We start from the raw sequence: 12,900 nt of genomic DNA, 5'->3' as shown, positions 1-12,900 counted from the left end.
GCCGCTACCGCCCGATGCGCGCGCGGATGGCGGCGCGTGTCTCCGCCGAGAGCGTCTCCAGGTAGGCGTCGGACAGCGCGCGCAGCGCGTCGTCAGGCATCGCGAGCAGCACTTGCTCCAGCGGCAGCCCGGCCAGCCGTTGCTCCGGCGGCAGCCCGGCCAGCCGTTGCTCCGGCGGCAGCCCGGCCAGCCGTTGCTCCGGCGGCAGCCCGGCCAGCCGTTGCTCCGGCGGCAGCCCCGCCATCCGCTGCTCGGGGGCGTAGGCCGCGAGCACCTGCTCGGGGGTGTAGGCTGCGAGCACCTGCTCGGGACGGAGGGTCGCCACGACTTTCCGGACGACCTCGTCGAAGCCTTCCAAATCCTGCATCTCCATGGCCATCTCCTCGGCGCCGATCTGCTGAGCCAGCCAGCGGCGGGCCTCGCGCGTCCGGGCCTCGCCGTGGCCGAACAAGCGTAGCAGATCGTCGCCCTCGGCCTCTGCCACCCGGTCGATCTCCGCGACGATGAACGCGAAGGCCGCGCCCCGGAGCTGCCAGTAGCCGTCGCCGAGATCCTTCCATTCCATGCCGAGCGCCGCAGCGTCCGCGTCGAGCGACCTCGTGCGCGACGGAACGAGCAGCACCCCGCACAGGTCGCTCCGCTCCGCGAGCCGCTCCGGCATGTCCGAGAAGTACAGGAGCAGGTAGCTGTACAACCGGTCGAGGTTGCGGCGGCGGTAGGGCCGGCCGCTGCTCTTGAACTCGACGATCGCCTCGGTGGGCAAGAGGTCCCACAGCCTCCTGAGCGTGCCGGCCGGCTCGCTCGACCCGGCGCTCCTGCGCAGGAGCAGGTAGTCTGCCCGGAGCGGCTCGGCGGACAGCGGCACCTCGCTGCGCACCTCGAAGCGGCGCGAGCCGCGCTGGCTCAGCAGCGCCACGAGCAGCACGTGCCACGCCGTCCTCGTCGAGCCCACCGGGCGCCTCTCTATCGCCGTGCCGGGCCTGGGACAAGAATCCGCCGGGCCGGCGCGTCCCTATCTAAGCCGGCGCGCCCTCCGGCGCCTCGACCGGCGCGCCCTCCGGCGCGTCCTCCGGCGCGTCGACCGGCGCGTCCTCCGGCGCCGCGGCCGCGCCGGCGCCGCCGAGCGCGACCGCGGCGCGGAGCGCGGGCAAGAGCTCGTCGGCCTTGCGTTTGCCGAGCGCGACGGTCGCGAGCACCTGGAGGTGGTCATAGCGGTTGGCGACCAGCGCCGCGATCCGGTCGCGCAGGATCGCCTCCTCGGTGCGCTTCGGCACCGCGGTGGCGGCGTTGCCGGGGCGCACCTGCTGCACCAGCGCGCCGCCCAGCGTGGCGAGCAGGTCGAGCTTGTCGGCGGGGAACGGGTGTTTTCCGGCGAGCTTGCCGGAGAACTCGGCGAAGAGCCCCGGGAGGGCGACGAAGTCGCGCCCCTTGTCGAGCTTGCCCGAGCCCGCGCGCACGGCGGCGACACGCTCGCGCGGCAAGAGGCCGAGCAGCGGGTGCGACGCCACCTCGAGGTAGCTCAGCATCAGCTCGCGCCACGGCGCGCCTTCGGCCAGCATCCTGTCGATCTCGCCCGCGCTCAGCGTCGCGACCGGCACGCGCGCCGCGCTGAAATCGAGCGCCATGACCAGGGCCGGCAGCTCGAAGATCTCCTTGAGCCTGGGCTCCCGCAGCGCGCTCACGGAGCTACCCGGAGCGACCTCGGAGCGCCTCAATGGCGCGCCGGATGCCGAGGGCCACGTCGGTCCACGCTTCGTCGCGATCCTGCCAGAGCGTGACGGGCCTGGCCTCCTTCGGGAGCGCCTGGAGCTTGGCAAACGGCGCGCTGTGCCAGTCGGTCGTCCGGAGGATGACCGGGATGACCCGGGCCTGACCGGCGTCGTGGCGCGCGAGGGCGCGCTTCATCTCCTTGTCGAAGCAGTAATCCGAGGCGATGAAGTCGGCGCTGACCAGGAGGAGGATCACCTCGGCTTCGTCGAGGTTCTTGTCGATCTGGCCAGCCCAGTCTGCGCCGGCGCCGATGCGGCGGTCATGCCAGCCCTGGAGGAGACCCTCGCGTTTGAGGAGGGCGAGATGGATCTCCAGCTCGTCGCGGAGGGCCTCATCCCTGTGGGAGTAGCTGAAGAAGAGACGGATGGGCGCCTTCGTAGGAAGGCCTTTCTCTTGAGGTTTCAAGGCCGTGAAATAGAGATCCCAGAGGTTGCCGTTTGCATCGCCTGCGCAGAGAAGCTGTTGTGATACAAGCACCCTTAAGAAGGGGCCGACGCCGCGCACGGTACCGAGGCATTCCCCTGTCGAAGTATCCCAGACCTTGAGCGTCGCATCGTGAGAGGCGGAGACGATGCGCTGCCCATCGGGGCTGATCGCGCAGGCGTTGACCCAGGCGGAGTGTCCTTCGAGGGTGGAGAGGAGCTTGCCGTTCACGAGGTCCCAGACCTTGAGCGTCGTGTCGTCGGAGGCGGAGACGATGCGCTGACCATCGGGGCTGAGCACGCAGGCGTTGACCCCAGCGGAGTGTCCTTCGAGGATGGAGAGTAGCTTGCCGTTCACGAGGTCCCAGACCTTGAGCGTCGTATCGCCGGAGGCGGAGACGATGCGCTGGCCATCGGGGCTGAGCACGCAGGCGTTGACCCCAGCGGAGTGTCCTTCGAGGGTGGAGAGGAGCTTGCCGTTCACGAGGTCCCAGACCTTGAGCGTCGTATCGTGGGAGGCGGAGACGATGCGCCGGCCATCGGGGCTGAGCGCGCAGGCATGGACCCAGGCGGAGTGTCCTTCGAGGGTGGAGAGGAGCTTGCCGGTCGCGAGATCCCAGACCTTGAGCGTCCCATCGCTGGAGGCGGAGACAATGCGGTGGCCATCGGGGCTGAGCGCACAGGCATGGACCCCAGCGGAGTGTCCTTCGAGTGTGGAGAGGAGCTTGCCGGTCGCGAGGTCCCAGACCTTGAGCGTCGCATCGTGGGAGGCGGAGACGATGCGCTGGCCATCAGGGCTGACCGCGCAGGCACTGACCCCACGGGAGTGTCCTTTGAGAGTGGAGAGGAGCTTGCCGGTCGCGAGGTCCCAGATCTTGAGCATCCTATCGCTGGAGGCGGAGACGATGCGCTGGCCATCAGGGCTGACCGCGCAGGCATTAACCCAATCGGAGTGTCCTTCGAGGGTGGAGGCGAGGTTGCCGGTCGCGAGGTCCCAGACCTTGAGCGTCGCATCGTGGGAGGCGGAGACGATGCGCTGGCCATCCGGGCTCAGCGCGCAGGCGTTGGCCCATCCGGAGTGTCCTTTGAGGGTGGAGAGGAGCTTGCCGGTCGCGAGGTCCCAGACCTTGAGCGTCGTATCGCTGGATGCGGAGACGATGCGCTGGCCATCGGGGCTGACCGCGCAGGCCCTGACCCTAACGGAGTGTCCTTCGAGTGTGGAGAGGATGTTGCCGGTCGCGAGGTCCCAGACCTTGAGCGTCGTATCGCTGGATGCGGAGACGATGCGCTGGCCATCGGAGCTGAGCGCGCAGGCGTTGACCCCAGCGGAGTGTCCTTCGAGTGTGGAGAGGAGCTTGCCGGTCGCGAGGTCCCAGACCTTGAGCGTCCTGTCGCCGGAGGCGGAGACGATGCGCTGGCCATCGGGGCTCAGCGCGCAGGCGTTGACCCCAGCGGAGTGTCCTTCGAGTGTGGAGAGGAGCTTGCCGGTCGCGAGGTCCCAGACCTTGAGCGTCCTGTCGCCGGAGGCGGAGACGATGCGCTGGCCATCGGGGCTCAGCGCGCAGGCATTGACCGAGTAGGAGTGTCCTTCGAGCGCGGAGAGGATGTTGCCGGTCGCGAGGTCCCAGACCTTGAGCGTCCTGTCGCTGGAGGCGGAGACGATGCGCTGGCCATCCGGGCTCAGCGCGCAGGCGTTGACCCCAGCGGAGTGTCCTTCGAGCGTGGAGAGGAGGTTGCCGGTCGCGAGGTCCCAAACCTTGAGCGTTGTATCGTCGGAGGCGGAGACGATGCGCTGGCCATCCGGGCTCAGCGCGCAGGCATTGACCCAACCGGAGTGGCCATACAGCGTGCGCTCCTCTCCGGTCCACATCCGTACCGGATGCCGCAGCCTGATCCTCGGCACGCCGCGCGGGAAATGCAGCGCTCGCGCGATTCGCTCGGCCTCCCATCCGGCCGAGCGCAGCCGGTTGTAGACCAGCTCCGGCAGCGCCCCTGGCGCCTCGCGGAGCCAGTGCGACTCGGCCCGTACCGCCCGATGCAGCAGGTCGACGTCGCCGTCCCCGAGCTCCTTCGCGCCGAGGCTCAGCGCATCCTCGAGCGCAGCCGGGCCATCCTCGCCGCAGAGCGCCTCCAGCAGCCCAAGGTTCCGGCAGAGCACCCGCACCTTCTCCTGCTCGCCTGCCGCGAGCGCGTGCGCGAACGCGTGGCGTGCAGCATAACGCCTCCGGAACCCGCTCTCCCCCTCTGCCACCGGCCACCGCGCCGTCGTGTCCAGCAGCCGCCGGTGCAGCTCGGCCATGCGCTTCGGTCCGAGCTTCTCCGTGACGAACGCGCGAAACGCCTCGTGGTACGGCCGGTACGCCCGCGCGCCGCGCCACGAAGCCGGCTCCTCGAGGAGCAGCGCCCGCGCTGCGCGGAGGAAGTCCTCTCCGGCCTCCACGTCGTTCCACCCCCACGCCGCCTCGATCTCCTCGATCGGCAGCGCTTCGAACGCCGCGCAGATGAGCCCGAGCCCGTTCGCGACAAGCCTGAACTGCTCGCGCGGCAGGCTCCGGAGCTGCTGCCAGATCTGCTCCAAAAAACCGCTCAGCCCTCGCGGCAGGCGCTCGACGCGCCTTTGTTCGACCGGTTGCTCCTCGAGCCATTCCCGCAGCTTCACCGCATAGAGCAGGTTTCCCTGCGCCCGAGCGACGGCTTCGTCGACGAGCCGCGGATCGAGCCGAGGCGTGAAGCGGGGCGCCTGGTCGGCCCAGAAGGCGCGGCAGGCCTGCTCGTTCGAGCCCGCCCACGCGGGGGCGTCGAGATCGATGCGCCGCACGTTCCCGCGGCTCTCCAGCCAGCCGAGGTGCGGGTACTGCGGGCGCGAGGCGCAGAGCACGTGCACGCGCGGCGGCAGCGCGTAGGGCAGGAACCCCGGCAGCGGGTTCTGTCCGGCGCCCTCGCTCCGCGCCTCGTCGAGGCCGTCGACGACGAGCACCAGCCGCCCTCCGCGGGGGACGAGTGCGTGCTTCGACACCCTGGCGAGCAGCTCGATCAGCCGGCTCTCCGGCCTCGCCGCCGGGTCCTTCTGCGCCGGATAGAGCGCCTCGATCTGCGCCGCCAGGGAGCGCGCGACCGCCTCGGGGCGATCCCAGTCCATCACGTCGCGCCGGAGGAAGTGGTGCGGCGCCCTCTGGCCGCGCTGCTCTTCCAGATCGAGCCATCGCGAGAGGATCGCGCTCTTGCCCATGCCGGGCCCGCCCGTGACGAGCACCCAGCGGCTCGACGCCCCCGCGCCGTCGAGGTGGCGATCGACGGCCGCGAGCACGTCCTCTCGGCCGAAGAAGTGCTCGTGGCGGCTGCGCTCGATGCCGAAGTCGATGAGGTCTGCCGCCACGGCGCCAGTCTAACAGACGAGGCAGCCGCGCCGGCGCCGCCGAGCGCGACCGCGGCGCGCAGCGCAGGCAGCACCTCGTCGGCCTCGCGCTTTCCGAGCGCGACGGTCGCGAGCACCCCAGCCCGGCGGGCGCTAACCCCCCCAGCGCATCGTCTTGACACTAGCATGCTAGCATCCTAGTATCTAGTGCACATGGCGGACGACGTGAAGCAGTTCAACGTGTATCTGCCGACCGAGCTGATTCGCGAGGTCAAGCACCACGCGGTCGAGACCGAGCAGTCGCTGTCGGCGATCGTGGCGGCCGCGCTGCGCGCGTACCTCGACGAGCACGGACGCAAGCGGAGGAAGCATGGAGACTGACGGCATCGAAGGCCTGCTCATCGAGACGCACAACTGGGGCAAGACGGTCGCGTTCTGGCAGGGCCTTGGCTACAAGCTCGAGTTCGAGACCGACCACCACTCGGGCCGCCTGCGCCACCCCCGCGGCGGGCCCTACATCTTCGTCGCCGAGCGGCCGCGCGACCGCGCGCTGCAGCTCTTGCCGGTGGTCGCCGTCGGCGACGCCGCGCGGTTCGCGCCGCCGAGCGCCGGCGCCGTCCTTCGCCCGTTCGAGCCGCAGCATTGGCCCGCGCTCGAGATGCTGCTCGCCGATCCCGACGGTCGGCCGCTCAGCGTGCAAGCGCCGCTGCAGGCGGCGGAGTAGACGGGAGGAACGTCATGCCTGAGCAGCGAATTCCAGAGGCAGATGCCACGGCGGTGCGTGTGGCCCTGTGGCGCGCCATGCACGTCCAGCTCGACGCGCCGCCGCACGTCATCGAAGACGACGTTGGCCTGAAGCTCGCGGCCCCGGACGACGGCTGGCGCCAGCGTCCGGACATGAACCCGCAAGCCACGAGCCGCTTCCGGGCCTCGATCGTGGCCCGCGCTCGATTCATCGACGATCTCGTCGCGGAGCAGGCTGGCCACGGCGTCGGCCAGTACGTCATCCTCGGAGCCGGTCTGGACACGTTTGCCCAGCGCCGGCCGGAGATCGCCTCTCGGCTTCGGATCTTCGAGGTCGACCAGCCTGGCCATCAGGCCTGGAAGCGCAGGCGCCTGATCGAGCTCGGCTTCGGCATCCCGGACTGGCTGCGGCTCGTGCCGGTCGACTTCGAGGCGGGCTCCTCCCTTTGGGAGGAGCTGGCCGGCGCCGGCTTCGATGCAAGCCAGCCGGCGATCGTGGCGTCCACGGGCGTCAGCATGTACCTCACCAGGGACGCGAACCTCGCCAAGCTGCGCCAGATCGCGGCGCTCGCCTCGGGCTCCACGCTGGCCATGTCGTTCATGCTGCCCCTCGAGCTCGTCGAGCCCGAGGTGCGCCCCGCCGCCGAGTGGGCGCACAAGGGAGCGCGAGCAGCCGGCACGCCGTTCCTCAGCCTCTTCACGCCGGAGGAGATCCTGGCGCTCGCGCGCGGCGCCGGCTTCAAGGACGCGCAGCACGTATCGGCCGCCGACCTTAACCAGCGCTACTTCGCGGGAAGGACCGACGGCCTCCGGTCCTCGAACGGGGAAGAGCTGCTCGTCGCGACGACGTAGGATCCGATTCGGGCGAGTCGAAGACGCGATCTCCTCAGGGGGTGTCGACCTTTCACCTCCGCTTCCGCCCACGGGCGCCGATCGCCACCGCGACCGTCGCGGCGAGGAACACGATCTGGATCAACGTCCTCGGCACGAGCGGCGTCACCGGGCTGCCGCCCAGGGTGAGCCCCGCGCGCGCGGCGTGCACGTTCGCAGGGAACATCGCCACGAGGAGGATCGTCAGCCCCGCGGCCGCCCACGGCGCGAGCCTCGGCACGAGGAGCGCCGCCGCGCCCGCGATCTCGAGCACCCCCGTGGCCGTCACGAGGAGCTCTGGATAGGGCAGCGCCGGCGGGACCATCGCCACGAGCTCGGCGCGCCGGCTCCCCCAGTGCGCCGACGCCGTCAGCAGGAACATGGCCGCGAGGGCGTACCGCAAGCACGTTACCCAGCTCGCGAGGTGCCGGACGCCGAGGCGCCCGAGACCGAGGAGCAACACGAACGAGACCGCAAGAACGAGCAGAGGTGCCATGTCCACACCCTGGCCGTCCGCCCCTCAACGGTCTTGAACCAACTGGCTACGGCGCCTCAGGTCGGAGGGGTTCACCCCGAACATCCGGCGGAAGGTGCGGGTCATGTGCGCCGCGTCCGCGAAGCCGGCCGCGCTCGCGGCCTCCGCGAGCGTGGCGCCGCCGGCGATCGCCGCCCCGGCGCGCTCCAGCTTGAGCCACAGGAGGTACGGGCGCAGCGGCACGCCGACCTCCTCCGTGAAGGCGTGCATGAACCGCCCCGGCGAGAGCCGCGCGACGCGCGCGAGGGCGTCGAGCGACGTGTCCGCGCCCGCGGCGTCCGACCGCAGATGGCGCAGCACCCGCCTGATCCCCGGGTGCCTCGGCCTCGGCGACGGCGCGGCGACCGCGAGGCCGAGCGCCTCGAAGAGCCCCGGCAGCGCCGCCGCGAGGTCGACCTCGGCAGGCGCGCCGAGGCGCGACCGCAGCCGCTGCGCGGCCTCGTGGGGCACGAGCTCGACCCGCGACGCCCCGAGCGCCGCGGCGAGCGCGTCGCCCACGTCGCTCTCCGGCTCGACGAACACGAGCAGGACACGCGCGCCGGACGCGTCGACCGCGTGCGCGACGTCCGGGGCCGTGAGCACGGCGCCCCCCGCCTGGAACGGGCCGTCCTCGGCCGTCCGGACCCCGAGCTCGCCGTCGAGCGCCAGCACGAGGTGCCAGCAGTGGTGGGCGTGCAGCGCGCTCCGCTCTCCGGGGCCCCACGTGGCCAGCACCGAGGGCCACGGCCGCGCGGCGCCGGCAGGCGCGGCGAGGCGGGCTGGTCGCGGCGGCAGGAGCATCGGTCTGGACTCTAGGGCGACAGTACCTCGTCGCCCAACGACGAAGTCGCGGCATCACGACCAAACACGGCTCAGAGGGGCTCGCCCGCGAGCGCGGCGAGGAGCCGCTCGCCCTCAGGCCAGGGACCGAAGCCGGCGTCGACGTTGATGTGCCCACAGGCCCCCAGGTTGACGAGCCGGCTCCCCCAGGCCCGCGCGAGCGCTTCGGCGCGCTCCAGGGCGCAGTAGGGGTCGTTCGAGCTCGCGACGACGATCGAGGGGAACGGAAGCTCGACCTCGGGCAGGGGATGGAACGTCAGCGCATCGCTCGGATAGCTCCGCGACCCGGTGTCGGCCGGGGCGACGAGCAGCGCGGCGCGCACCGGCCGCGCGCCCTGGGCCGCCCAGTGGACCACCGTGCTCACGCCGCAGCTGTGCGCGACCAGCACCGGGGGCTCGGCGCCGCCGGCGACCGCCCGATCGAGCGCCTCGACCCACGCGTCCCGGTCCGGGTGATCCCAGTCGGGCATCTCCACGCGGCGCGCGGAAGAGAGCTTTTGCTCCCAGAGCGTCTGCCAGTGGCGAGGGCCGGAGCCGGTGTAGCCGGGGACCATGAGCAGCGACCGCATCGAGAAGAAGCCCTTTCTGGGAGACGAGCCACCGGGGCCGAGCGCCGCCGAGAGCAGAGTGGCGATAGAGAGAAGTGTCTCACGCTCAAGCGCCCACCGATAGCGCCGCTTACGTACGTGGCATAAATTCCGGCGCGTCGCCGCGCGCGCGGCGACGGGCGTATCCGCGGATGACGGCGTGCCGTCGCGCCACAGCGTGATGATCCACCGTCACGATAGGAGTGCTGCGTCGCGGCGCCGCGAGCACGAACGCCGCGCTGATTCCTGTATGGCGCGCCGCGCGCGCTTCGGGATAGAACAGATGGTCTTATAAGGAGCCACCGACATGAAGAGAAGCTTGAGCGCAGTGCTCTCCCTGTCCGCCGCCTTCGCCCTGCTCGGCGTCGGCACGCCCGCCGACGCGACGACGGCCGTCCTGCTCTCGCGCGAGGAGCTCGTGCGCCGGTCGGCGACGATCGCACGCGTGACCGTCGGCCAGTCGTACACGACGGAGTCCGACGACGGGAAGTCGATCGTGACCCGCACCGAGCTCAAGGTCACCCAGCCGCTCAAGGGGGGCGAGGCGGACAAGGGGGGCGCGAAGATGATGGTGCTGGAGCAGATCGGCGGGACGTACAAGGGCAAGACACAGCGGCTGATCGGCGACGCCAAGCTCTCGCCGGGGGAGGACGCGCTCGTCTTCCTGCGCCCGGGCGACAAGGGGCGATGGCACTTCACGGCGCTCTCGCTGTCGGTCTATCACGTGGACGCGAAGGGCCTGGCGCGGCGCAGCCTCGAGGGGCTGCACCTCGTCCGGCCGAGCGGGGGCGCGCTCGTGCCAGTCAACGTGCCCGCCGAGGAGGTCGAGCCGATCGAGAGCCTCATGACGGACGTGGTCCGCATCGCGGGAGCGAAGTGACGTGAGGCGCCGCGTCTTCCTCGCCGCCTCGCTCGGCGCCTTCTCGCTCCTCGCCGCGGCCCGCGAGGCCGCCGCGTGGACGCCGCTCGACCCCAGCGTCCCCCGCTGGAGCGAGCTGCCCGTCGGCTACTACATCAACCGCTCGACGATCCCGGGCTCGATCGCCGGCTTCGCCGTCGACCGGGTCGAGTCCGGGTTCCAGGCGTGGTCGAACGCCGGGTGTACGGAATGGCGGGTCAACCTGCTCGGCGACACCGGCGATCGCTACAACTACAACGACGGCAAGAACGTCTTCCACTGGATCAGCCAGTCCTGGCCGGCCGCGCTCGGCGACGTCAACTCGGTCATCGGCGTCACGATGCCGGCCTGGGGTTTCGACGGCGGCATCGTGGACGCCGACATGGTCTTCAACAACGTCGGGTTCTGCTGGAACGACACCGGCAACGGGGGTTGTGTCGACACCCAGTCGATCGCCACCCACGAAGAGGGGCACTTCCTGGGCCTCGGCCACTCGAACGACCGCGAGGCGACGATGATCGCGTACTACGTCGCGGGGACGTCGACGCGCACCATCGAGAGCGACGACGTCGAGGGCGTGTGCGCCCTGTATCCCATCGGCGGGACCTCGGTCGCGAGCAGCGGCAGCGGCAGCGGCGGCGGCAGCTGCGATAGCTGCACCAACGGCGCCCTCGCGGACGCCTGCAGGTCGCGGTACGACGAGTGCGGCGCGTCGGGCGCGTGCCGCGCGTTCGCCGGCTGTCTCAACGGGTGCCCGGACAACGCGTGCGTGGAGCGCTGCGCGAGCGAGTACGCCGAGGGCGCAGCCATCTATTTCCGCATCATCGAATGCCTCTGCGACGACTGCTCGTCGGAGTGCACCGCCGAGTGCACCGGCGTCGATGGCGGCGGCGGCGGCGGTGGCAGCGGCGGCGAGGGCGGAGTGGGCGCGAGCAGCACGTCGACCGCATCGACCGGCGGCGGACCGACCACGGGCGCGACGACGAGCTCGTCGGCCGCGTCGGGCGGCGGCGCGGGCGGCGCGGGCGGCGCGGGCGGCGCCGACCCGACCGGGGGCACACCGACGGGCGGCGATGGGGAGTCCGGCGGCGATTCCGGGTGCGCGTGCTCGACGAACGGGCGTTCGGCCGACCTCGGAGGGGTCGTGCTCCTCGGCGTGCTCGGCGCGCTGGCCTCGCGACGGCGCAGGCGCTGAGGGGCCGGCCGCGGGCATTCCTTCCCCTCCGGGAATGCGCTTCGCTCCGCGGGCGTACGCAGCCCGCATGCAAGATCCCCTTCGCTCATCACGCCGCGGCTTCCTCGGTGGAGCCGCCACCCTCCTGCTCCTCGGCTGCGGAGGTGCACAAGCGCCTCGACCCGCCGCAGCCGAGGCTGCGAGCGCAGGCTCGGCGGGGGCGTCCCCGGTGACGCCGACCGCTGCGGCCGCCGCCCCGCCAACGACCTCAGCCGGCCCTGGCGCGCAGGCCGCGCCGGCGTTCGCGCGCGTCGAGGCGCAGCTCGGCGGCCGGCTCGGCGTGGCCGCCCTCGACACGGCGACCGGCGCGCGGGTCGGCCACCGCGCCGCCGAGCGCTTCGCGATGTGCTCCACCTTCAAGGCGCTGCTCGCGGCGAGCGTCCTCGCGCGCGTCGACCAGGGAAAACTCACGCTCGATCGCCGCGTCACCTACCGCGAGTCCGATCTCCTCGGGCACGCGCCGGTGACGCGCGCCCGCCTCGCGGAGGGCAGCCTGACCGTCGAGGAGCTCTGCGCCGCCGCGGTCGAGACCAGCGACAACACGGCCGCCAACCTCCTCCTCGCGCAGATCGGCGGCCCCGCCGGCCTCAACGCCTACGTCCGCAGCCTCGGCGACCAGGTGACGCGCCTCGATCGCGACGAGCCGACCCTCAACACGAACGTCCCCGGCGACCCCCGCGACACGACGACGCCCGACGCCATGACCGACACGCTCCGGGCCATCCTGGTCGACGATCGCGGCCTCCGCGAGGCGTCGCGCGCCCTCCTCAAGGCGTGGATGATCCGGTCGACCACCGGCCTCGCCCGCCTCCGTGCGGGCCTGCCGAAGGACTGGGTCGTCGGCGACAAGACCGGGACGGGCGAAAACGGCGCCTCGAACGACGTCGCGGTCGCGTGGCCTCCGTCGCGCGCGCCGATCGTCGTCGCGTGTTACGTCGACGCGCCGTCGGCGAGCGCCGACGCGCGGAACGCCGCGCACGCCGAGGTCGCCCGGATCGTCGCCGAGGTCCTCGGCTGAGCCGGCGAGGGGGGCGCCCTGCCGGCGAGGGAGGCGCCCTAAGCGATCAGTCGCCCTCGAGCTCCAGATCTTCCCACCATACGGAGAGATCGATCTCCAGCTCCTCGAACGGCTCGGCGCGCACGCGCTCCGTCGGGCCGTGGACGCCGAGCTCGAGCCACATTCCATCGACGAGGCGGCTGACCGCGAGCGATCTCGCCTCGGGGTCAACATACCACAGGTAGCTCACCCCGATCTCGGCGTAGAAGCGCCGCTTCACGATGAGGTCGTAAGCTCGCGTCCGGGGAGACAGGACCTCGCAAACCCAGTCGGGGACGACGCGGATGGGCTCCTTCAGCGGCAAACGAGGCAACCGCTCGCGCCGCCACCCCGCAACGTCCGGCGCGATCTCGGGGGCGCGCGCGAGCTCGATGCCTGGCTCGACGAGGATCCACCAGCCGCCCGGGCCGTTGCGCCGCTTCTGAAACGGGCCGTGCAGGTCGGCGGCGATGCTGGTCTCGAGGCTCCCGTGCGGAGCGCGCGGGCGAGGGAAGGCGTAGAGCTCGCCATCGATGATCTCGCCGCGCATCGTGTCGGGCAGGGCTTCGAGGTCCGCCTTCGTCGCGGGGCGATCCAGCTTTCGGGCAAGGCTCATCGGGGGCTCCGGGA

Annotated in this window: 13 protein-coding genes; 6 read left to right on the top strand and 7 right to left on the bottom strand. The window is 71.6% G+C overall.

Going from position 1 to position 12,900, the window contains the following annotated elements; genetic code table 11:
* Window positions 1–4: 4 nt before the first annotated feature.
* From WMF43_RS21540 to WMF43_RS21530, 3 genes are all read right to left on the bottom strand, one after another.
* Window positions 5–952: a hypothetical protein gene (locus WMF43_RS21540; RefSeq protein ID WP_437682892.1), complete on the bottom strand. Its 948-nt coding sequence runs from the start codon at window positions 950–952 to the stop codon at window positions 5–7.
* Between the two features lie 64 nt (window positions 953–1,016).
* Complete coding sequence (locus WMF43_RS21535; RefSeq protein ID WP_437682890.1) at window positions 1,017–1,682, bottom strand: hypothetical protein; 666 nt, start codon at window positions 1,680–1,682, stop codon at window positions 1,017–1,019.
* Between the two features lie 4 nt (window positions 1,683–1,686).
* Window positions 1,687–5,568: a TIR domain-containing protein gene (locus tag WMF43_RS21530; protein WP_437682888.1), complete on the bottom strand. Its 3,882-nt coding sequence runs from the start codon at window positions 5,566–5,568 to the stop codon at window positions 1,687–1,689.
* A gap of 192 nt (window positions 5,569–5,760) precedes the next feature.
* On the opposite strand from WMF43_RS21530, the gene WMF43_RS21525 reads away from it, so the two are divergent.
* From WMF43_RS21525 to WMF43_RS21515, 3 genes are read left to right on the top strand one after another with little or no spacing between them, the layout of a single operon-like run.
* Entirely contained in the window at window positions 5,761–5,928 is a 168-nt protein-coding gene (locus WMF43_RS21525) for a ribbon-helix-helix protein, CopG family (protein WP_437682887.1), read from the top strand.
* Window positions 5,918–6,271: a VOC family protein gene (locus tag WMF43_RS21520; protein ID WP_437682885.1), complete on the top strand. Its 354-nt coding sequence runs from the start codon at window positions 5,918–5,920 to the stop codon at window positions 6,269–6,271. Before WMF43_RS21525 ends, WMF43_RS21520 begins: the two co-directional genes overlap by 11 nt.
* Before the next feature lie 14 nt (window positions 6,272–6,285).
* A complete protein-coding gene (locus WMF43_RS21515) occupies window positions 6,286–7,143 on the top strand; it encodes a class I SAM-dependent methyltransferase (protein ID WP_437682883.1) in 858 nt (285 codons plus the stop codon).
* Between the two features lie 52 nt (window positions 7,144–7,195).
* Here WMF43_RS21515 and WMF43_RS21510 read toward each other — a convergent pair whose 3' ends face one another.
* The 3 genes from WMF43_RS21510 to WMF43_RS21500 all read right to left on the bottom strand — a co-directional run bounded on the left by WMF43_RS21510 (window position 7,196) and on the right by WMF43_RS21500 (window position 9,084).
* Window positions 7,196–7,657, bottom strand: a complete 462-nt coding sequence (locus WMF43_RS21510; protein ID WP_437682881.1) for a DoxX family protein — start codon at window positions 7,655–7,657, stop codon at window positions 7,196–7,198.
* Between the two features lie 24 nt (window positions 7,658–7,681).
* The gene (locus WMF43_RS21505; RefSeq protein ID WP_437682879.1) at window positions 7,682–8,476 is read right to left on the bottom strand and encodes a helix-turn-helix domain-containing protein; all 795 of its coding nucleotides are present in this window, start codon (window positions 8,474–8,476) and stop codon (window positions 7,682–7,684) included.
* A gap of 71 nt (window positions 8,477–8,547) precedes the next feature.
* Window positions 8,548–9,084: an RBBP9/YdeN family alpha/beta hydrolase gene (locus tag WMF43_RS21500; protein WP_437682877.1), complete on the bottom strand. Its 537-nt coding sequence runs from the start codon at window positions 9,082–9,084 to the stop codon at window positions 8,548–8,550.
* A 325-nt stretch (window positions 9,085–9,409) separates the two neighbouring features.
* On the opposite strand from WMF43_RS21500, the gene WMF43_RS21495 reads away from it, so the two are divergent.
* The 3 genes from WMF43_RS21495 to bla all read left to right on the top strand — a co-directional run bounded on the left by WMF43_RS21495 (window position 9,410) and on the right by bla (window position 12,252).
* Window positions 9,410–9,982 (top strand): hypothetical protein, encoded by a 573-nt coding sequence (locus WMF43_RS21495; RefSeq protein ID WP_437682875.1) that lies wholly within the window; start codon window positions 9,410–9,412, stop codon window positions 9,980–9,982.
* Window position 9,983: 1 nt separating this feature from the next.
* Complete coding sequence (locus tag WMF43_RS21490; protein ID WP_437682873.1) at window positions 9,984–11,195, top strand: matrixin family metalloprotease; 1,212 nt, start codon at window positions 9,984–9,986, stop codon at window positions 11,193–11,195.
* A 67-nt stretch (window positions 11,196–11,262) separates the two neighbouring features.
* The gene (gene bla, locus WMF43_RS21485; RefSeq protein ID WP_437682871.1) at window positions 11,263–12,252 is read left to right on the top strand and encodes a class A beta-lactamase; all 990 of its coding nucleotides are present in this window, start codon (window positions 11,263–11,265) and stop codon (window positions 12,250–12,252) included.
* 46 nt (window positions 12,253–12,298) lie between these two features.
* On the opposite strand, the gene WMF43_RS21480 is transcribed toward bla, so the two are convergent.
* On the bottom strand, window positions 12,299–12,886 hold the full coding sequence (locus WMF43_RS21480; RefSeq protein WP_437682869.1) for a Uma2 family endonuclease: 588 nt from the start codon (window positions 12,884–12,886) through the stop codon (window positions 12,299–12,301).
* Between the last annotated feature and the right edge of the window lie 14 nt (window positions 12,887–12,900).

Origin of the sequence: Sorangium sp. So ce131 (assembly GCF_051519095.1) — a bacterium.
Classification (GTDB): Bacteria; Myxococcota_A; Polyangia; order Polyangiales; family Polyangiaceae; genus Sorangium.
This window is presented reverse-complemented; position numbering and strand designations above follow the sequence as displayed.